General features: G+C 60.5%; 17 protein-coding genes and 1 pseudogene. 14 read left to right on the top strand and 4 right to left on the bottom strand.

Annotated elements, in window-relative coordinates; translation table 11 throughout:
- Positions 1–14 precede the first annotated feature (14 nt).
- A complete protein-coding gene (uppM, locus tag O8B93_RS23840) occupies positions 15–1,643 on the bottom strand; it encodes a polysaccharide biosynthesis protein UppM (RefSeq protein WP_269712306.1) in 1,629 nt (542 codons plus the stop codon).
- A gap of 259 nt (positions 1,644–1,902) precedes the next feature.
- Here uppM and uppO point away from each other — a divergent pair, with 259 nt between their 5' ends.
- The 5 genes from uppO (at position 1,903) to O8B93_RS23815 (ending at position 4,871) form a co-directional block, all read left to right on the top strand.
- Positions 1,903–3,318, top strand: a complete 1,416-nt coding sequence (uppO, locus tag O8B93_RS23835) for a polysaccharide biosynthesis phosphomannomutase UppO (protein ID WP_269712305.1) — start codon at positions 1,903–1,905, stop codon at positions 3,316–3,318.
- A 38-nt stretch (positions 3,319–3,356) separates the two neighbouring features.
- The gene (locus O8B93_RS23830) at positions 3,357–3,653 is read left to right on the top strand and encodes a nucleotidyltransferase family protein (protein ID WP_269712304.1); all 297 of its coding nucleotides are present in this window, start codon (positions 3,357–3,359) and stop codon (positions 3,651–3,653) included.
- Positions 3,654–3,688: 35 nt separating this feature from the next.
- Positions 3,689–4,006 carry a HepT-like ribonuclease domain-containing protein gene (locus tag O8B93_RS23825; RefSeq protein ID WP_405049088.1) on the top strand — a complete coding sequence of 106 codons (318 nt, stop codon included), beginning with the start codon at positions 3,689–3,691 and terminating at the stop codon, positions 4,004–4,006.
- A gap of 101 nt (positions 4,007–4,107) precedes the next feature.
- Positions 4,108–4,509: a globin domain-containing protein gene (locus O8B93_RS23820; protein ID WP_269712302.1), complete on the top strand. Its 402-nt coding sequence runs from the start codon at positions 4,108–4,110 to the stop codon at positions 4,507–4,509.
- The gene (locus tag O8B93_RS23815; RefSeq protein ID WP_269712301.1) at positions 4,506–4,871 is read left to right on the top strand and encodes a DUF423 domain-containing protein; all 366 of its coding nucleotides are present in this window, start codon (positions 4,506–4,508) and stop codon (positions 4,869–4,871) included. The genes O8B93_RS23820 and O8B93_RS23815 overlap by 4 nt, the downstream gene beginning before the upstream one ends.
- 6 nt (positions 4,872–4,877) lie before the next feature.
- Here O8B93_RS23815 and O8B93_RS23810 read toward each other — a convergent pair whose 3' ends face one another.
- The 3 genes and pseudogenes from O8B93_RS23810 to O8B93_RS23800 all read right to left on the bottom strand — a co-directional run bounded on the left by O8B93_RS23810 (position 4,878) and on the right by O8B93_RS23800 (position 6,379).
- Positions 4,878–5,168: a hypothetical protein gene (locus O8B93_RS23810; protein WP_269712300.1), complete on the bottom strand. Its 291-nt coding sequence runs from the start codon at positions 5,166–5,168 to the stop codon at positions 4,878–4,880.
- A pseudogene (locus O8B93_RS23805) lies at positions 5,149–5,472 on the bottom strand (DUF2325 domain-containing protein); the annotation flags it as partial. The pseudogene O8B93_RS23805 and the gene O8B93_RS23810, both read right to left, overlap by 20 nt.
- Positions 5,473–5,737: 265 nt before the next feature.
- On the bottom strand, positions 5,738–6,379 hold the full coding sequence (locus O8B93_RS23800; protein WP_269712299.1) for a TetR family transcriptional regulator C-terminal domain-containing protein: 642 nt from the start codon (positions 6,377–6,379) through the stop codon (positions 5,738–5,740).
- Between the two features lie 260 nt (positions 6,380–6,639).
- Between O8B93_RS23800 and O8B93_RS23795 the strand changes: the two genes are divergently transcribed.
- The 9 genes from O8B93_RS23795 (at position 6,640) to O8B93_RS23755 (ending at position 18,723) form a co-directional block, all read left to right on the top strand.
- The gene (locus O8B93_RS23795) at positions 6,640–7,887 is read left to right on the top strand and encodes a Zn-dependent hydrolase (protein WP_269712298.1); all 1,248 of its coding nucleotides are present in this window, start codon (positions 6,640–6,642) and stop codon (positions 7,885–7,887) included.
- Positions 7,884–9,341, top strand: coding sequence for a dihydropyrimidinase (hydA, locus tag O8B93_RS23790; RefSeq protein ID WP_269712297.1), 1,458 nt, complete (start codon positions 7,884–7,886; stop codon positions 9,339–9,341). The genes O8B93_RS23795 and hydA overlap by 4 nt, the downstream gene beginning before the upstream one ends.
- Positions 9,338–9,781: an NUDIX hydrolase gene (locus O8B93_RS23785; protein ID WP_269712296.1), complete on the top strand. Its 444-nt coding sequence runs from the start codon at positions 9,338–9,340 to the stop codon at positions 9,779–9,781. The genes hydA and O8B93_RS23785 overlap by 4 nt, the downstream gene beginning before the upstream one ends.
- A complete protein-coding gene (locus O8B93_RS23780; RefSeq protein ID WP_269712295.1) occupies positions 9,778–10,572 on the top strand; it encodes an ABC transporter ATP-binding protein in 795 nt (264 codons plus the stop codon). Before O8B93_RS23785 ends, O8B93_RS23780 begins: the two co-directional genes overlap by 4 nt.
- Before the next feature lie 234 nt (positions 10,573–10,806).
- Positions 10,807–11,682: an ABC transporter permease gene (locus O8B93_RS23775; protein WP_269712294.1), complete on the top strand. Its 876-nt coding sequence runs from the start codon at positions 10,807–10,809 to the stop codon at positions 11,680–11,682.
- The gene (locus O8B93_RS23770; RefSeq protein ID WP_269712293.1) at positions 11,679–12,551 is read left to right on the top strand and encodes an ABC transporter permease; all 873 of its coding nucleotides are present in this window, start codon (positions 11,679–11,681) and stop codon (positions 12,549–12,551) included. The genes O8B93_RS23775 and O8B93_RS23770 overlap by 4 nt, the downstream gene beginning before the upstream one ends.
- Positions 12,552–12,572: 21 nt before the next feature.
- Complete coding sequence (locus tag O8B93_RS23765; RefSeq protein ID WP_269712292.1) at positions 12,573–13,565, top strand: ABC transporter substrate-binding protein; 993 nt, start codon at positions 12,573–12,575, stop codon at positions 13,563–13,565.
- A gap of 630 nt (positions 13,566–14,195) precedes the next feature.
- Positions 14,196–15,389, top strand: coding sequence for an efflux RND transporter periplasmic adaptor subunit (locus O8B93_RS23760; RefSeq protein ID WP_269712291.1), 1,194 nt, complete (start codon positions 14,196–14,198; stop codon positions 15,387–15,389).
- Positions 15,390–15,402: 13 nt separating this feature from the next.
- Positions 15,403–18,723: an efflux RND transporter permease subunit gene (locus tag O8B93_RS23755; protein ID WP_269712290.1), complete on the top strand. Its 3,321-nt coding sequence runs from the start codon at positions 15,403–15,405 to the stop codon at positions 18,721–18,723.
- Positions 18,724–19,028: the final 305 nt, after the last annotated feature.

The raw sequence follows: 19,028 nt of genomic DNA, 5'->3' as shown, positions 1-19,028 counted from the left end.
CAGCCGCTCCCGGATCAGGCATAACGTGCCGCTGCTTCCGCGTGATCGTCCCGCCGCAGGTAACCCCAAAGACCGAGCGCCACGGCGATCGCCAGACCGAGGAACAGGCCGCCCATGCCACCGGCGATCAGGAAGGTCAGCTTGCCCGGCGGCCAGCTTCGGGAATTGGGCGCGACCGGCTGCGAAATCACCCGCACATTGGTGGAATCGATCGACTGCTGTTCGGCAAGCTGGCGCGAGCGGGTGAGATAAGTCTCATAGATCGCCGCCGCCGAACGGGCGTCGCGATCCAGATCGCGCAGCCGCACCTGCGCCTCATTGTCGGTGAAGACATTGGCGCGCTCCGCCACCGCCTTCAATCTCAGCGCATCGAGCGAGGAGCGAGCTTCCGCGACATTGATCTTGGCCGCCTGCAGGATGCGTCGCGCCTCATCCGCCATGCCACGTTCCAGCATCGCCCGCTCCGCGCCGGCGGTTGCGAGACGCGGATGGCGTGCGCCATAGGTCAGCGTCATCGCGCCGATCTGCTGCTGCAGCGTGCTGTATTGGGCGCGGATGGTGTTCATCGTCTGGCTGTCGAAGATGGCGTCGCTCTGGGTGCGGTTCTGGGCGATCGCCGCCTCCATCTGCTTCAGGCGGGATTCCTCCTGAATGAGGCGCTGCTGGGTGGCAAGCACCTGCGCATTCAATTCGCCGGAGGCGAGATTGCTGACGAGCTGGCCATTATTTTCCTGCAGGCCGTTCTCGCGGCGGAAATCGGCCACGCGCTTTTCGGCGATGGTCACATTCTCGCGCATTTCCTCGAGCCGCTTCTTGAGATCGTCGACGACGCGCTGGCTGCTGTCGGAATTTGTCTGGAACAGCTCGCTTTCGAAGGCCTTCACGATGGCCTTGGAGACCGTCACCGATTTTTCGGCATCATTGGTCCAGACCGAAAGCGTGACCACAAAAGAGCGCGGATCACGTTCCGCCGCCACCCGGTCGCCAAGCGAGCGGAGCGCGCCGACACGGTTGTCGCCATCATCAGGCTTTGATGAGAACATTGCCTTCAGCCGGGCAAGCGGCGGTGGGCTGATGAATTCAGGATCCTGGTCGAGCTTCAGTTCCTCCACCACCCGCGCCAGCACGTTGCGCGAGGTGATGGTGCGCAGCTTGCTTTCCACCTCGAGGATTTGCGTATCCCGCTGCTGGTTGGGGGAAAACACCCCGTCATTGACGACGTTCAGGTTGGAGGGGTTAACGACGATATCCGTATAGGCCTTGTAACGCGGCGGCGTCATGGAGGCGTAAGTGAGCGCGCCGGCGACGCAGAGAACGATCGCCAGCACGATCCAGACAATACCCTTGCGCAGCCAGACGAGCACGTCGTCCACACCGATCCTGTCGATATATTTGAGGCCGGGTAGCATGGAGGCAAGGCCTCCACCAGGTGAAGCCGCCCTCACCCGCGTCTCGACCGGGGCCGGCTCGGCAGCGGTCGGCGCCGGTCTCGGCTCGAGATGCTCTTTCAGCACCGTACGCTCGAAAACCTCGTCCTCATCCACCAGATCGTCCAGCAGGGAACCATGGGTTCTGGCGGCGGGCGCCGTTTTTTCATCGAGCGGACGTGCCTGCTTATGTCCCGCCTTTTGAAGCCTGTACATCAGCCAATCCAACCCGAACGAACCACAAAAAAGGCCGGCAACACAGTATTCCCATCGTCGCCAGAGCCGCTATTGACGGACAAGTTTAAATATGACGGGTGAATTTTAGGTTACCCGCATTATTGCCGCCATCATCGCCTATTCGCGGCCGCCATGAAAGCGATGATTGACTTGAATGGATCGATACGGTTCTTTCAACCGTTATATTTTTTCATTATCCCTTTGCACCTCAAAAGATTTTATGGAAACGGAGTTTGGAATGAGCCTGAAATTCGGAACGAGCGGCCTTCGCGGCCTCTCCGTCGATCTGAAGGGAAAAGCCTCCGCCGTCTACGCCACGGCATTTGCAAGGCACCTTCTCACGTCGGGTCAGGCAAAGGTGGGTGATCCCATTCTCATCGGCCGCGATTTTCGCGATTCGAGCCCGGATGTCTCCGCCACCTGCATCGCCGCGCTGAAAAAAGCCGGCCTCAAGCCGCTCGATTGCGGCACGGTGCCGACCCCTGCCCTGGCACTTTACGGCCTGTCGCTGAAGGCCGGCGCGGTGATGATTACCGGCTCGCATATCCCGGCAGACCGCAACGGCATTAAATTCTACCGCCCGGACGGCGAAATCGACAAGCAGGACGAAACCGCGATCGCGGCCCTTGCCGCCGAAATCGAGGCGGAAGGCATAAGCGACGAGGCGGCCACCGCCGAGGACCATTCCGCCATCGCTGCCGAACTCTTCTACGAACGCAACATCGCCCTCCTGCCGGAAAAGGCGCTTTCCGGCCTCAGGATCGGTGTTTACCAGCATAGCACGGTGGCGCGCGATCTCTTTGTCGACGTGCTGGCCCATTATGGCGCCGACGTCGTGCCGCTCGGCCGCTCCGAAAGCTTCATCCCGGTGGATACCGAGGCAGTCTCGCCGGAAACGCTGGCACTTCTTAAGGAATGGTCGCCCGAGCATGGCCTCGACGCCATCGTTTCCGCCGATGGCGATGGCGACCGCCCTCTGCTGTCCGATGAAAACGGCATACCGCTGCGCGGCGACCTGATCGGCCTCATCACCGCCAATTTCCTCGATGCCGGCGTCGTCGTCACCCCGGTCACGTCCAATTCGGGCATCGAGGCGAGCGGCTCCTTCGAGGTCATCCGCACCAAGGTCGGCTCACCCTTTGTGATCGCCGGCATGGCGCAGGCTCTCGCCGAGGGAAAAAACGGCGTCATGGGTTTCGAGGCCAATGGCGGCCTGCTGACGGCCTCCACCTTTACGCTGAACGGCAGGCCGCTTTCGCCACTGCCGACGCGTGACAGCTTCCTGCCCATTCTCGCCGTGCTGCTTCTCTCGGCCGAGCAGAAAAAACCGCTCTCGCAGATTGCCGCCGCCTACAGGCTGCCGGTCGCCGCCGCCGACCGCCTGGAAAATTTCGCCCAGGAAAAAAGCGCCGCCCTGATGACGCATCTGCGCGCCTCCCGCGACAACCTTGAGGCCTTCCTCGCCCCTGTAGGCAAGGTCAAGGATCTGAGCGACATTGACGGCCTGCGTGTGGCGCTCACCGACGGCAGCACCATCCATTTCCGCCCTTCCGGCAACGCCCCGGAAATGCGCTGCTACGTCGAGGCCGCCAACCAGGATGAAGCCGAAACGCTGTTGCACAAGGGGCTCGAACTCATCCGGAATTTTGGCTGAGTGTGGATGCCGCCTGCGCGATGGTGTAAGCTTGCCACATGAAGAGAGCAGAGGCCATCAGGAAACTCAAAATGCACGCCCATGCCATGAAAAGCATGGGCGCGACATCGCTGTATCTTTTTGGATCCACCGTCCGCGATGAAGCACTGCCCGCAAGCGATCTGGACGTCTTCATCGATTACGATCAGGACGGTCGCTTTTCGCTGATCGATCTCGTCGGCATCAAGCAGTTTCTCGAAGACGAGCTAGCTATGGAAGTGGACGTGACCACCCGCAACAGCCTTCACCCGCTGCTCCGCGCCGACATCGAGCAATCCGCAGTGCGGATATTCTGATGATAAGGCGTAGGGTCGGGCCGGTTCTCAGCGAAATGCTGGAGGCGATCCAAGGCATCGAGGCGCATACCGCCGGATTGTCACTGGACGACTTCAAACAGAACTGGCTCCTCAAGCTTGCCGTACAGCGCGCTTTGGAGATCGTTTCCGAGGCATCACGGCACATCCCGGAGGACTTGCTTGATGTCGCGCCTGACATTCCCTGGAAACAAATTCACGGGATCGGCAATATTTTACGTCACGAATACCACAAGATCGCGGATGATGTGATCTGGGCGGTGGTGACCGAACATGTCGCACCGCTGAAAATCGCCGTCCAGGCTATTCAACAATCCGTCGGGCCTGAAAACTGAAGTTTTATGGGCAGAATGTCCCAAATGTCGCATCCCGCCTTTCCCTGTTGCACTCGCTGCCCCGGAAAGCGATAAGGACCGCAGGGTCCAAGGAGGCGACGATGAGCGGCGAGACCGTTACCCTTTATGAAGCGATCGGTGGCGATGCGACCGTCAGGGCGCTCACCCGGCGTTTTTATGAATTGATGGATACCCTGCCCGAGGCGGCGCGCTGCCGTGCCATCCACCCTGCCGATCTTTCCGGCAGCGAGGCGAAGTTTTACGACTATCTGACGGGATATCTTGGCGGACCGCCCGTCTATGTCGAAAAACACGGCCACCCGATGCTGCGCCGCCGCCATTTCGTCGCCCCCATCGGCCCCACGGAGCGGGATGAATGGCTGCTGTGTTTTCGCCGCGCCATGGATGAGACGATCGAGAATGCGAAGCTGTGCGAGATCATCTGGGCGCCGGTGGAACGGCTGGCCTTTCACATGCAGAACCAGGAAGCGGATAACCCATGACCCACGCGAGACTGCGCGCCTTCATTCTGCTGCTGGGCGGCCTTTTGGGGGCTGCCGGTGTCATGCTTGCCGCCGCCGCCACCCATACCGGCGAAACCTATATGCTGGGCAATGCCTCGGCCATGGCGCTGGCCCATGCGCCGGTGCTGGTGGCACTCAATATCGGCGCGGACCGCATCAGAACCGCCATTCCGGCGGGCCTGATCCTCGGCCTCGGCACTGCGGTCTTTGTTGGCGATCTCGTCGTCAGACATTTTTCCGGCCACAGCCTGTTCCCCTACGCAGCCCCCATAGGCGGCCTCGGCATGATCGGCGGATGGCTGGTGCTCTGCGCCGGCGCGTTCCTGAAGCCGAAAGGCTGATCGGCCTTAACGCCGCCGCGTCCAGCGAAACGGCAGGATGTTGCGGCCCTTTTCCGCCGCCTCGCCGAGAGCGAAGGGCGGCGCCTCGCCGGGCTGGCGGGTGCGCAGGTGGGGAAAGATCACCACATTGCCGCCGGTGGTCGCGGCGCGGTTGCGCCTTTGACGTTCGCCGACGATCTCATACATTTCCGTCAGGGCCGGATCGGCAGCCTGTTCGGCCATCTTGTGCAGTTCCACGCGGCAGGCTTCGTCTGCCGCCGGCTCTTCACCCTTAAAATTATTGCGCTCGTCGCTCATCGTTGGGAGTCCGTTCATTCATCGTCTGCAGCGCCCGCTCCAGACTGGATTTGCTGCCATTGCGCAGCGGAATGAACGTCTTGCCGAATTTCTTGCAACCGGACTTCACCCGCAGACACGCATCGTGGCTGATACAGTCGATCGGGCAAAAAACGCAGTCGACGGAGGGAAGCACGGTATCGATGCGCGAAACCGCCTCACGCAGGCCGCCATCGTGATGGATCAGTTCGGCGCCGAAATTGCTGGCGATCTGGCGAAGATGGGCAACCTGACAGTCACGGCCGCCAACGTAAAGAAAGCTCTTCGGACCGGAAAGCTGCTGTTCGGCCACGTCCTTTTCAGGTTGAGGCGCGCCCTTGCCCTGCTTGCCGCCGCGTTCGGCTTTCTTCTTTTCCTTGCGTGCCATTCCCTCACCTGCCGGTTGATTTTTCATGCCCCGATCTTCGGGCCCCATAAGCGGGATGCCGGCACCATAATAAAGATGAGTTTTGGAGTAAAGTATAAAGGTGATAATTTTCCTCATGTTTCTGTAGAAAGAATCGATCACCTGTTCGTGAGAACCCTGGCTTTCAGCCGCTGATGCGCAATCCGCCCATGAAAAGCTGCTCCAGATGCCGGGCCGCATCCTCGAAACGACCGTCGCCACCGTGTCTGTCACCCAGCACGGCGCGCACCTGCACGTCAAAATCCGCATAATGCTGGGTGGTCGACCAGATCGAGAAGATCAGATGATAGGGGTCGCATTTGGCCATCCGCCCCGCCTTGATCCAGGCGCGGATCACCTCGGCCTTTTCATCCACCAGTTGTTTGAGCGGGCCTTTCAGTTCATCCTCGATATGCGGCGCGCCCTGCAGGATTTCATTGGCGAAGAGCCGGCTCTCACGCGGAAAATCGCGCGACATTTCCAGCTTGCGGCGAATATAGGAGCGGATCTCGCTTTCGGGATTGCCTTCGGCATCGAAAGCCCGCAGCGGATCGAGCCATGTGTCCAGCACCCGTTCGATCAGCGCGCGATGCATCGCTTCCTTGGTGCGGAAATAATAAAGCACGTTCGGTTTCGACATGCCGGCCGCCTCGGCAATCTGGTCGATGGTGGAACCACGGAAGCCATTGGTGGAAAACACATTGAGCGCGGCCTCGAGAATCGTTTCCTGCTTCTCTTCCTGAATGCGGGTCCGCTTCTGGGTTTTCGCTGCTCGCGGTATGGCCATTCTCTGCTCTCTGTTTCTTTTCAGTGCAATTGCCGATACAGTATGCTTAAAAAATAATCTTCGCGTACAGTTTAGGCAAAATTAGTGCGATTCGTCACGAAAATCTCTTGCTGACGCCATCGCGAATTTGCAATGTTTACCAGCCGGTCAATTTATCCACCATCGCCATCTTTAGGCAATGGCTGTTATCTTAGCCGGCAAAAACGGGAACGGCACAAGCTTTGCTTCGATAAAAACAAAACGGGTGAGGACGACATTTCATGGCGGCGGGTAAAAACTTGACGGTCAATGGCGACCGCCTGTGGGACAGTCTGATGGACATGGCGAAAATCGGCCCCGGCATTGCCGGCGGCAATAATCGCCGCACGCTGACAGATGAGGATGCCGAGGGCCGCAGCCTGTTCCAGCGTTGGTGCGAGGCGGCGGGCCTGACGATGGGCGTCGACCGCATGGGCACCATGTTCGCCACCCGCCCCGGCGAGGACCCGGACGCGCTGCCGGTCTATATTGGCAGCCATCTCGACACCCAGCCGACGGGCGGCAAGTTCGATGGCGTGCTTGGGGTGCTGGCGGGACTGGAAGTGGTCCGCAGCCTGAACGATCTCAACATAAAGACGAAACACCCTGTTGTCGTCACCAACTGGTCCAATGAGGAAGGCGCGCGCTTTGCCCCGGCCATGCTGGCCTCCGGCGTCTTCGCCGGCATTCACGATCTCGATTACGCCTATAGCCGCACCGATACCGACGGCAAGACCTATGGCGAGGAGTTGAAGCGCATCGGCTGGCTTGGCGAAGAACAAGTTGGTGCGCGCAAGATGCACGCCTATTTCGAATATCATATCGAGCAAGGGCCGATCCTCGAGGCCGAAGGCAAGCAGATCGGCGTCGTTACCCATGGTCAGGGTCTGTGGTGGCTGGAAGTGACGCTGACCGGCAAGGAAGCCCATACCGGCTCGACGCCGATGACCATGCGCGTCAATGCCGGCCTTGCCGCGGCCCGCATCCTCGAAAAGGTCCAGGAAGTGGCGATGGCCCACCAGCCGGGAGCTGTGGCCGGCGTCGGCCAGATGATCTTCACGCCCAATTCCCGCAACGTGCTGCCCGGCAAGGTGGTATTCACCATCGACCTTCGCACGCCGTCTCAGGCGAAACTCGACAACATGCGGGCCACCTTCGAACGCGAAGTGCCTGTTATCGCCGAAGAACTCGGCGTCGGCTGCTCGATCGAAGCCATCGGCCATTTCGATCCCGTCACCTTTGATCCCATTCTGGTCGAGCGGGTGCGCTCCGCCGCCGAGCGACTGGGCTACAGCCACATGGACATCATCTCCGGGGCCGGCCACGATGCCTGCTGGACGGCAAGGGTCGCTCCATCAACCATGATCTTCTGCCCCTGCGTGGATGGGCTTTCCCATAACGAGGCCGAAGAGATTTCACCGGAATGGGCGGCCGCCGGCTGCGATGTGCTACTGCATGCGGTGCTGGAGACTGCGGAGATCGTCGAATGACCGCCACCATCATCAAAAACGGCACCATCGTCACCGCCGACCTGACCTACCGCGCCGATGTGAAGATCGAAGATGGCAGGATCACCGAGATCGGCCCGGACCTCACCGGCGGCACCATCCTCGATGCCACGGGATGTTACGTCATGCCCGGCGGCATCGATCCGCATGTGCATCTGGAAATGCCCTTCATGGGCACCTATTCCGCCGATGATTTCGAAAGCGGCACGCGGGCCGCCCTTGCCGGCGGCACCACCATGGTGGTGGATTTCTGCCTGCCCGATCCCGGCCAGTCGATTCTCGATGCCCTGCAGCGGTGGGACAACAAGGCGACACGCGCCAATTGCGATTATTCCTTCCACATGGCCGTTACCTGGTGGGGCGAGCAGGTCTTCAACGAGATGAAAACGGTGGTTCAGGAAAAAGGCATCAACTCGTTCAAGCACTTCATGGCCTATAAGGGCGCGCTGATGGTGAATGACGACGAGATGTTCGCCTCCTTCTCGCGTTGCGCGGAACTCGGCGCCATTCCATTCGTGCATGCGGAAAACGGCGATATCGTCGCTCAGATGCAGGAAAAGCTGATGGCCGAGGGCAATGTCGGGCCGGAGGCGCATGCCTACTCCCGGCCTCCCTCCGTCGAAGGCGAGGCCACCAACCGCGCCATCATCATCGCCGATATGGCCGGTGCCCCGCTTTATGTTGTGCACACATCCTGCGAACAGGCGCATGAAGCCATCCGCCGCGCACGCCAAAACGGCATGCGGGTTTATGGTGAGCCGCTGATCCAGCATCTGATCCTCGATGAAAGCGAATATGCCAATGCCGACTGGGATCACGCCGCCCGCCGGGTCATGTCGCCGCCCTTCCGCAACCGGCAGCATCAGGACAGTCTCTGGGCGGGTCTCGCCTCTGGCTCGCTGCAATGCGTGGCGACCGATCATTGCGCCTTCACCACCGAGCAGAAACGCTTCGGGCTGGGTGATTTCCGCAAGATACCAAACGGCACCGGCGGGCTCGAAGATCGCATGCCGCTGCTCTGGACCCATGGTGTGGTGACCGGACGTCTGACGATGAATGAATTTGTCGCCGTCACCTCCACCAACATCGCCAAGATTCTGAATATCTATCCCAGAAAGGGCGCGATCCTCGTCGGCAGCGATGCCGATATCGTCGTCTGGGACCCCGCGCTGGAAAAGACCATCAGCGCCGCAAGCCAGCAATCGGCCATCGATTACAACGTGTTCGAAGGGCAGAAGGTGAAGGGCCTGCCGCGCTACACCCTGTCGCGCGGCCTCGTCAGTGTCGAGGAAGGCACCATCGAAACACAGGAAGGTCATGGCCAATTCGTGGCCCGTGATCCCTACCCCGCCGTCAGCCAGGCGCTGTCCACCTGGAAGGAACTCGTTTCGCCGCGCAAGGTGGAACGCACAGGCATTCCGGCATCGGGCGTATGACCATGAGCAGCGAGCCGAAACGGGAAATCCTCATCGCCGCCGCCATTCTCCTCAACGAGCGACGGCAGATGCTTGTGGTGCGCAAGCGCGGCACCACGCAATTCATGCAGCCGGGCGGCAAGATCGATCCGGGTGAAACGCCGCAGCAGGCGCTGCACCGCGAACTGGCCGAGGAAATCGGCCTGACGCTGCCCGAAGATGCCGTTCGTTATGAGGGCATCTTTCGCGAGGAAGCCGCCAATGAGCCCGGCGCCGATGTCGTCGCCCACGCCTTCACCGCCAGACTTCATGCCGAGGTCGTGCCGCAGGCGGAAATCGAGGAAGTGCGCTGGCTCGACCTCGACCGCCACCCCGGCGTCACGATCGCCAGACTGACGGAAACCCAGATGCTGCCGCTGGCGCGCGCGGCCCTTACGGAAAGCGACAATCAGCCAAGATGAACCAGGCCTCTTCCTATTCCGTCGTTTCCGCCAGAAAACTAGGCCTGACCTTCGAAACGGGGGATGGTCCGGTCCACGCCTTGTCGGATGTCGATCTGGACGTAAAAAAGGGCGATTTCGTCTCCTTCATCGGCCCTTCCGGCTGCGGCAAGACCACCTTCCTGCGGGTCATAGCCGATCTCGAAAAACACACGTCAGGCGAAATCACCGTCAACGGCACGACGCCCGAAAATGCCCGCAGGGACCGCTCCTATGGTTACGTCTTTCAGGCCGCCGCACTTTATCCCTGGCGCAGCATCGAAAAGAACATCGCCCTGCCGCTCGAAATCATGGGTTACAGCAAGTCGGAACAACGCGAGCGCATCGACCGCACGCTCGATCTCGTCAACCTCAACGGTTTCGGCAAGAAATATCCCTGGCAGCTTTCCGGCGGCATGCAGCAGCGCGCCTCCATCGCCCGCGCGCTCGCCTTTGATGCCGACCTGCTGTTGATGGACGAACCCTTCGGGGCGCTGGACGAGATTGTCCGCGACCACCTGAACGAGCAGTTACTGAAACTCTGGGATACGACCGGCAAGACCATCTGCTTCGTTACCCATTCCATTCCGGAAGCGGTTTATCTCTCGACGAAAATTGTCGTCATGTCGCCGCGGCCGGGGAGAGTGACGGATGTGATCGAATCCACCTTGCCTCGGGAAAGGCCGCTGGAAATTCGCGAGACGCCGGAGTTTCTGGCGATTGCGCATCGGGTGCGTGAGGGGTTGAAGGCGGGGCATGGTTATGAGGGGTGAGGTTGGCGCCAGCATTACCCCCCTCTGCCCTGCCGGGCATCTCCCCCTCAAGGGGGGAGATCGGCAAGCGGCGCACTCCTCTCTTCACTCTCAGTCCTTGAGACGGTCGAGACCTCACCACGAGTCGATCTCCCCCCTTGAGGGGGAGATGTCCGGCAGGACAGAGGGGGGTAAGCGTCACCCCCGTAGTGAGCGTAAACCCCACCCACAGAGCAAGCGTCGGAGAGAAACACCATGACCCTCCTCCGCCACCGCATCCTCCCCATCCTCACCGTCCTCCTCGCCATCCTCATCCTCTGGCACCTCGCCGTCATCTATCTCAACATGCCTTTCGCCCGCGACCAGGCCATCCGCGCCGGCCAAACGCCGAGCTTCTCGCAACTCCTGCCGCAAACCTTCGCCCAGGAACGCCCGGTTCTCCCCGCCCCGCACCAGATCGCCGCCGAACTCTGGGACACGACCGTCAACAAGGCGATCACCTCCAAGCGCAGCCTGATCTACCACGCCAGCATCACGCTTTCGGCCACGCTGCTCGGTTTTGCCATCGGCGCTGTTCTCGGCATCCTGCTTGCCGTCGCCATCATCCATAACCGCGCCATGGACCGCTCCGTCATGCCGTGGATCATTGCCAGCCAGACGATCCCCATCCTCGCCATCGCACCGATGATCATCGTCGTTTTGAACTCCATCGGCATTTCCGGGCTTCTGCCCAAGGCGCTGATCTCCACCTATCTCTCCTTCTTCCCGATCGTCGTCGGCATGGTGAAGGGCCTCAGAAGCCCGGAAACCCTCCAGCTCGATCTGATGCACACCTATAATGCCTCATCGGCACAGATCTTCTGGAAGCTGCGCTGGCCTTCGGCACTGCCCTATCTCTTCACCTCGCTGAAGATCGCCATCGCGATTGCACTGGTCGGCGCCATCGTCGGCGAATTGCCGACGGGAGCCGTCGCCGGTCTCGGGGCGCGCTTGCTCTCCGGCTCCTATTATGGCCAGACAGTGCAGATATGGGCGGCGCTGTTCATGGCCGCCGGTGTTGCGGCGCTGCTGGTGTCGATCATCGGCATTGCCCACGCCGCCGTCCTCAAGAGAATGGGAGCACGGCCATGACGAACCCCTTCTGGTTTATCGGCGCGATCCTGTTCTGGCTTGCCGCCTGGGTCTTCAACGAATGGCTGGTTCGGCGCAGTTTCGTTTCCGCTTCGGCACAGCGCATTAGCCACATCGCCGTGCCCTTCCTCTTCGGCCTTGCCCTGCTGGTTCTCTGGGAAGGTATCGTCCGCGGTTTTTCCGTGCCGCCCATCCTCTTGCCGGCCCCGAGCGCCATCCTCACGCGCCTTCTCGGCTCGCTGCCGATCCTCTGGGCGGATTTCCGCCAGACTTTCCTCAAATCGGTGCTGACCGGTTACGTGCTGGGCTGCGGCCTCGGTTTCCTCGTCGCCATCCTCATCGACCGTTCGCCCTTCCTCCAACGCGGACTTTTGCCCATCGGCAATTTCGTCTCCGCCCTTCCGGTGGTCGGCATAGCGCCGATCATGGTCATGTGGTTCGGTTTCGACTGGCAGTCGAAAGTCGCCGTCGTCGTCATCATGACGTTTTTCCCGATGCTGGTGAACACGGTGCAGGGGCTTGCCGCTTCCAGCCACATGGAGCGCGACCTGATGCGCACCTATGCCGCCGGCTGGGGGCAGACATTGCTGAAACTGCGCCTGCCAGCCGCCTGGCCCTTCATCTTCAACGCGCTGAAGATCAATTCCACGCTCGCCCTGATCGGCGCCATCGTCGCGGAGTTTTTCGGCACGCCCATCGTCGGCATGGGTTTCCGTATTTCGGCGGAAATGGGCCGCAGCAATGTCGACATGGTCTGGGCCGAGATCGCGGTGGCCGCACTCGCAGGTTCGGGCTTTTATGGTCTGGTGGCGCTCGCAGAGCGGGCCGTCACCTTCTGGCATCCGTCCGTCCGTGGGGGACGAACGTAAATAACGAAAAAGGGAACAGCGATGAAAATGAAACTTGCATCCATGCTTCTTGCCGGCGCGTCACTCCTGACCGCATTCGGGGCCCAGGCCGCCGACAAGATCACCCTGCAGCTGAAATGGGTGACCCAGGCGCAATTCGCCGGTTATTACGTCGCCAAGGACAAGGGCTTTTATGAAGCCGAAGGCCTCGATGTCGATATCAAGCCCGGTGGCCCGGATATTGCCCCCGCACAGGTTCTGGCCGGTGGTGGTGCTGACGTCATCGTCGACTGGATGCCGTCTGCCCTCGCGACGCGCGAAAAGGGCGTGCCGCTCGTCAACATCGCCCAGCCGTTCAAATCGTCAGGCATGATGCTAACCTGCCTCAAGGAAACCGGAATCACCAAGCCGGAAGATTTCAAGGGTAAAACGCTCGGCGTCTGGTTCTTCGGCAACGAATATCCGTTCCTGTCGTGGATGGCGCACCTGAAAATCCCGACCACCGGCGGCGCTGATGGTGTGACCGTTCTGAAACAGGGTTTCAACGTCGACCCGCTGCTGCAGAAGCAGGCCGCCTGCATTTCCACCATGACCTATAATGAATATTGGCAGGTCATCGATGCCGGCATCAAGCCGGAAGAACTCGTCACCTTCAAATACGAGGCGGAAGGCGTGGCGACGCTGGAGGACGGACTTTACGTTCTCGAAGACAAGCTCAAGGATGCCAAGTTTAAGGAAGACATGGTCAAATTCGTCCGCGCTTCGATGAAGGGCTGGAAATGGGCGGAAGAAAACCCTGACGATGCCGCCGGTATCGTTCTCGAAAACGACGCCTCCGGCGCGCAGACCGAAAAACACCAGAAGCGCATGATGGGCGAAGTGGCCAAGCTCACCGCCGGCTCGAAGGGCGCGCTCGACAAGGCCGATTACGACCGCACGGTGAAAACCCTGCTTGGCGGCGGCTCCGATCCTGTCATCACCAAGGAACCATCGGGTGCTTATACGACCGAAATCACCGACGCGGCGCTGAAGTAGGTCGAAGTGACGTCCAAGTAATGGAACGCGCGGGAGGTCCGCGCGTTCTGATTTATGACTCGCATGAAGAGCGCCAACTCTCTCGACGTCATCCTTGGGCCTGTCCCAAGGATCTAACCACGTCAACAAAATCACAACGTTGCAGATAAACAGTGACAAGCCCGAGGATGACGTCGGCGAGGTTGGCTCAACTCGATTTCCCATCTGACGACACTCTTCTTTTGGGGGCTTTGCGAGAATACGCCACTTGTGCAAACTGCGCCGGTAGTTCGAAGGCATCAGCACGTCGCCAATTTCACTGGTAACCCCTCTGACGAATTACAACATCTGCGGCTATACAAATTACAACATCTGCGGCTATACAAAAATGTATATCAACCATAGCGGCTATGCGGATTGATTTGTACGACAACAACAATTACAGTCCCGCCCACAAGACTGCCAGATTTGATCTTGTAAAAAAAGCACTAGGCAAAGGTGCTTGAGATTCGCGTTGAGGGGCGTTTGAATCGGGAGGATCGAAAAGGAAGTATTGTGATCCCTTGTTTCACATTCGCCATCGCATGACCTTTTGAGACACGGCCCGGAGCCTAGAGGACATGTGAGCGGATATTGCGCGAGCCAAGACACATGCAGCATAAAGTCACGTTTAACCGCTTTGTTTTCCTTCTTCTTTCCGCAACGGCGCTCCCCTTGTCCGCAGCCGCCGAGGGAGAGGCGCAGGCACCGGTCAAACAACAGAACCTGCCTTCCATCATCGTTGCCCATGCCGCAAAACGCGATCTCGTGGACCGCATCATCGCGACGGGCACCATCCGCCCGGTCGATGAAATCTATGTCCAGCCGCTGGTCGACGGCCTGTCGATCGATACGCTGAACGTGGATATCGGCGACAGGGTCGAAGCAAATGCCGTCCTCGCCGTCCTCTCCTCGGACAGTCTGATCCTTCAGAAAAGCCAGCTTGAGGCCAACAAGGCCAAGGCGCAGGCTGCGGTTGCCCAGGCCAAGGCACAGGTCCTGGAAGCGGAGGCGAGCGCCAATGACGCGAACCGCCAGCGCGACCGCGCCGCAAAGCTTGGCCAGAGCGGCTCCGGCTCGGTCTCGCAGGTGGAGCAGACCCAGGCGCAGGCCGAAGTGGCCGCCGCCAAGCTCAACGCCGCCCGCCAGGCCGTTTCCGCCGGCGAGGCCGACATCAAGGTGGTTGATGCGCAGATTGCCGATATCGACCTGAAGCTGACGCGCACCGGCGTGAAAACCCCTGTCGCCGGCATCGTTTCGGCCAAGAATGCCAAGGTGGGCGCAATTGCCAGCGGCGCCGGCAATCCGCTTTTCACCGTCATCAAGGATGGCGCGATCGAACTCGTCGCCGATCTGTCCGAAACCGATATCCAGAAGGTGAAGGTCGGCCAGAAAGCCTATTTGACGGTTGCCGGCGGAGCTGAGAAAATAGAGGGCAAGGTGCGCCTCGTCTCGCCCACCGTCGATCCGACGACGCGCCTCGGTTCCGTGCATGTGGTTCTGCCCGAAAACAGCCCCGCGCGCTCCGGCATGTATGCCAGCGCGGCGATCATCGTTGAAGAGACGAATGCGCTCGCTCTGCCGCTGTCGGCCGTCACCGCCGGACGTGAAGGCTCGACCACCCGCAAGGTGGAAGGCGACGTCGTCAAGCAGGTGAAGATCGAAACCGGCATTGAAGACGGTGGTTATATCGAGATTGTCAGCGGTCTTGCCGCTGGAGACAAGGTTGTCGAGAAGGCTGGGGCATTCGTGCGTGATGGGGACCGGATCAAACCGGTGGAAGCCCAGACAGCTGCGTCCAACTGACTGAGGGATTGAAATGAACTTTTCCGCATGGTCAATCCGTAACCCGATTGCGCCGCTGCTCGGCTTCGCCGTGTTGATGATGCTCGGCCTGCAGGCGTTCAACACGCTGCCGATCACCCGTTTTCCGAATATCGACGTTCCCGTCGTCGCCGTCACCGTGACCCAGAGCGGGGCTTCGCCCTCAGAGCTCGAAATGCAGGTGACGAAGGAGATCGAGGACGCCGTCGCCGCCATCAGCGGCGTTGACGAAATCCAGTCCACCGTGGTCGATGGCCAGTCCACCACCACTGTCGTCTTCCGCATCGAAAAACCAACGGAAGAGGCGGTTCAGGATACCAAGGACGCCATCGACAAGATCCGCAGCGACCTTCCCGCCGATATCGAAGTGCCCGTCGTCAGCAAGATCGACGTCGAAGGCCAGGCGATCCAGAGCTTTGCGGTCTCCTCGCCCAATATGACGCTCGAAGAGCTGTCATGGTTTGTGGACGATACGATCAAGCGGGCGTTGCAGGGCAAATCCGGCATCGGCAAGGTCGATCGCTACGGTGGTGCCGACCGTGAAGTGCGTGTGGCGCTCAGCCCCGAAAAGCTCGATGCCTATGGCATCACCGCCAATGAGGTGAACAGCCAGCTGCGCGGCACCAATATCGACCTCGGCTCCGGCCGTGGCCAGGTGGGCGGCAACGAACAGACCATCCGCACCCTCGGTGACACGCGTGATGTCTCGCAGCTTGCCAACACCACCATTGCCCTTTCGAACGGCCGTTTCGTCAAGCTATCCGAACTCGGCACGATTACGGATACCTATCAGGAGCCGAAGTCCTTCTCGCGCTTCAACGGCAATCCGGCCGTCACCTTCGCCGTGTTCCGCTCCAAGGGCGCAAGCGAGGTTTCCGTAGCACAGACCGTGTCGGAAAGCCTTGAACAGGTCCGAAAGGACCATCCGGACGTCGACATTCAGAAGGTCGACGATGCCGTCTACTTCACCTACGGCAACTATACGGCCGCACTCGATACGCTGATCGAAGGCGCTGTCCTTGCCGTTATCGTCGTCCTGCTCTTCCTGCGCAACTGGCGCGCAACCCTTATTGCCGCTGTGGCGCTGCCGCTCTCCGCGATCCCGACCTTCTGGATCATGGATATCATGGGCTTCTCGCTCAACCTCGTCAGCTTCCTCGCGCTTACGCTCGCCACGGGTATTCTCGTGGATGACGCCATCGTGGAAATCGAGAACATTGCCCGCCACATCAAGATGGGCAAGACACCCTATCGCGCGGCACTGGAAGCGGCGGATGAAATCGGCCTCGCCGTCATCGCCACCAGCTTCACCATCATCGCGGTCTTCGTGCCCGTCTCGTTCATGCCCGGCATTCCCGGACAATACTTCATCCAGTTCGGCCTCACCGTCGCCTTCTCGGTGTTCTTCTCGCTCGCCGTCGCCCGTCTCATCACGCCGTTGATGGCGGCCTATCTGATGCGCGCCGAAGACGCGATGGACGACCACCACGACAATGACGGCCGGTTGATGAAGGCCTATACGCGCATGGTCACTGCCACCACCCGCAAATGGTGGGCGCGGTATCTGACGCTGGTCGGCGCGATTGCATTCCTCGTCGCCTCCGTCATGCTTCTGGCCCAGGTACCGGGCAGCTTCCTGCCGCCGGATGACGCCTCTCGCGTCACGCTCTCGGTGGAACTGCCGCCCAATGCGACGCTTGACGAAACCGACCGGACGACGACGCAGATCTATCATGCCCTGCGTGACATCAACGGCGTGGAAAGCGTCTTCATCCTCGGCGGAGCATCGCCCAAGGGTGACCTGGAGCTGCGTCGCGCCACCGTCAACGTTATCCTCCAGCATATCGACCATTCGCTGCTCAAGCTGGTGGTCAACAAGGGTCTCGGCTCCATTCCGCTCATCGGCCAATATCTGCCGAAGGTGGAGGAAAAGGGCCGCACACGTCCGCAATGGGATGTGGAACGGGATATTTTCGCGCAGGTGCATGGCATTCCCGATGTCCGCATCATTAAGCTGAACGACCGCGCGGAACGCGAACTCTCCTTCAACTTCCTTTCAAAGAACGAGAAGGACCTGAGCGACGCCGTTGGCATTCTCGAAAGCCGCCTGCGTGCATCGCCCATCCTCGCCAATGTCAGCTCGGAAGGTGCTCTGCCCCGTCCCGAACTGCAGATCCGCCCGCGCAAGGATGAAATCGCCCGCCTCGGCATCACGCCGCAGCAGATTTCGCAGACCGTGCGTGTCGCCACCATCGGCGATATCGACGCGCAGCTGACGAAAATCTCTCTGGATGACCGGCAGATTCCGATCCGCGTACAGGCTTCGCTCGACACCCGCCGCGATCTCGCCACCATCCGCGCGCTGAAGATCAAGACCGCCTCCGGGTCACTCGTGCCGCTCTACAGCGTCGCCGATATCGACTATTCGGAAGGCCCAAGCTCGATCAAGCGCAACGACCGCAACCGCGTCGTCTCCATCGGCTCGGATGTGCCCTTCGGCACGGCGCTGGATACCTCGACGGCCGAGTTCAAGCGCATCGTGGCAGAGACCCAGCTTCCGGCAAGCGTCCGCCTTGCCGAGAGCGGTGACGCCAAGGTGCAGGGCGAAATGCAGCAGGGCTTCGTCAACGCCATGCTGCTTGGCCTGATGCTGGTGCTGGTCGTGCTCATCCTGCTATTCAAGGATGTCATCCAGCCCTTCACCATCCTGTTCTCGCTGCCGCTTGCGATCGGTGGCGTGGCAGTGGCGCTCATCATCACGCAGAACGCGCTCTCCATGCCCGTTCTCATCGGCATTCTGATGCTGATGGGCATCGTGACGAAAAACGCCATTCTGCTGGTGGATTTCGCCATCGAAATGCGTCGTCACGGCATGGAACGGGTGCATGCCATGGTGGAGGCAGGCCGCAAACGCGCCCGCCCGATCATCATGACCTCCATCGCCATGTCGGCGGGCATGTTGCCCTCCGCACTCGGTGTCGGCGAAGGCGGTTCGTTCCGCGCGCCGATGGCGATTGCGGTGATCGGCGGCATCATCGTCTCGACGGTACTGTCGCTCATCGTGGTGCCGGCCTTCTTCCTCATCATGGACGACCTGTCGCGCCTGCTCGCCCACCTCTTCGGCCGCTTTGTCGGCAAGAAAGAAGTGGAGGAGGAGGCCCTCTCCAACGAGAAACTCTCGGAGATCGCCCACGAAAACAGCCTGGCGCTCTCCTCGCTGGAGGCGCGGGTCGCCAGCATGGAAAAGGGCACCGGCGATAAGGCCAGCGACAAGGGCAGTAATATATTGCGGCTGCCGCCGCTTGCTGCGGAGTGAAGTTTGCAGAATAACGATTGAGACGCCGGGCCATCTGCCCGGCGTTTCGCTTTAACTGATACGTGAGGGCAAAACGTCGCCGCTTGTTTCTTCTCCCCGAGGGGGAGAAGGTGGCCCGAAGGGTCGGATGAGGGGGCAACCTCTCCGTATATCCCGCCCCTCGCCCCCTCATCCCGCTGCCGCGGACTTCTCCCCCTCGGGGAGAAGAAATATGTCGCACTCGCCCGCTCCATATTTCCCCCTGTGCTTATAAGCACGAATGGACGAACCATTTCCGCCCCTATGACGACCGCAATCCTGTTTGA

It is taken from the genome of Martinezella rhizogenes (assembly GCF_027460065.1).
Lineage (GTDB): Bacteria > Pseudomonadota > Alphaproteobacteria > Rhizobiales > Rhizobiaceae > Agrobacterium > Agrobacterium rhizogenes_C.
Note: the sequence above shows the minus strand (reverse complement) of the source record. Positions and strands in the feature narration are given on the sequence as shown.

Bases quoted from the DNA above. Each gene is read 5' to 3' on its own strand.
- uppM (WP_269712306.1), bottom strand. From the start codon at position 1,643: ATGTACAGGCTTCAAAAGGCGGGACATAAGCAGGCACGTCCGCTCGAT.
- uppO (WP_269712305.1), top strand. From the start codon at position 1,903: ATGAGCCTGAAATTCGGAACGAGCGGCCTTCGCGGCCTCTCCGTCGAT.
- O8B93_RS23830 (WP_269712304.1), top strand. From the start codon at position 3,357: ATGAAGAGAGCAGAGGCCATCAGGAAACTCAAAATGCACGCCCATGCC.
- O8B93_RS23825 (WP_405049088.1), top strand. From the start codon at position 3,689: ATGCTGGAGGCGATCCAAGGCATCGAGGCGCATACCGCCGGATTGTCA.
- O8B93_RS23820 (WP_269712302.1), top strand. From the start codon at position 4,108: ATGAGCGGCGAGACCGTTACCCTTTATGAAGCGATCGGTGGCGATGCG.
- O8B93_RS23815 (WP_269712301.1), top strand. From the start codon at position 4,506: ATGACCCACGCGAGACTGCGCGCCTTCATTCTGCTGCTGGGCGGCCTT.
- O8B93_RS23810 (WP_269712300.1), bottom strand. From the start codon at position 5,168: ATGAGCGACGAGCGCAATAATTTTAAGGGTGAAGAGCCGGCGGCAGAC.
- O8B93_RS23800 (WP_269712299.1), bottom strand. From the start codon at position 6,379: ATGGCCATACCGCGAGCAGCGAAAACCCAGAAGCGGACCCGCATTCAG.
- O8B93_RS23795 (WP_269712298.1), top strand. From the start codon at position 6,640: ATGGCGGCGGGTAAAAACTTGACGGTCAATGGCGACCGCCTGTGGGAC.
- hydA (WP_269712297.1), top strand. From the start codon at position 7,884: ATGACCGCCACCATCATCAAAAACGGCACCATCGTCACCGCCGACCTG.
- O8B93_RS23785 (WP_269712296.1), top strand. From the start codon at position 9,338: ATGACCATGAGCAGCGAGCCGAAACGGGAAATCCTCATCGCCGCCGCC.
- O8B93_RS23780 (WP_269712295.1), top strand. From the start codon at position 9,778: ATGAACCAGGCCTCTTCCTATTCCGTCGTTTCCGCCAGAAAACTAGGC.
- O8B93_RS23775 (WP_269712294.1), top strand. From the start codon at position 10,807: ATGACCCTCCTCCGCCACCGCATCCTCCCCATCCTCACCGTCCTCCTC.
- O8B93_RS23770 (WP_269712293.1), top strand. From the start codon at position 11,679: ATGACGAACCCCTTCTGGTTTATCGGCGCGATCCTGTTCTGGCTTGCC.
- O8B93_RS23765 (WP_269712292.1), top strand. From the start codon at position 12,573: ATGAAAATGAAACTTGCATCCATGCTTCTTGCCGGCGCGTCACTCCTG.
- O8B93_RS23760 (WP_269712291.1), top strand. From the start codon at position 14,196: ATGCAGCATAAAGTCACGTTTAACCGCTTTGTTTTCCTTCTTCTTTCC.
- O8B93_RS23755 (WP_269712290.1), top strand. From the start codon at position 15,403: ATGAACTTTTCCGCATGGTCAATCCGTAACCCGATTGCGCCGCTGCTC.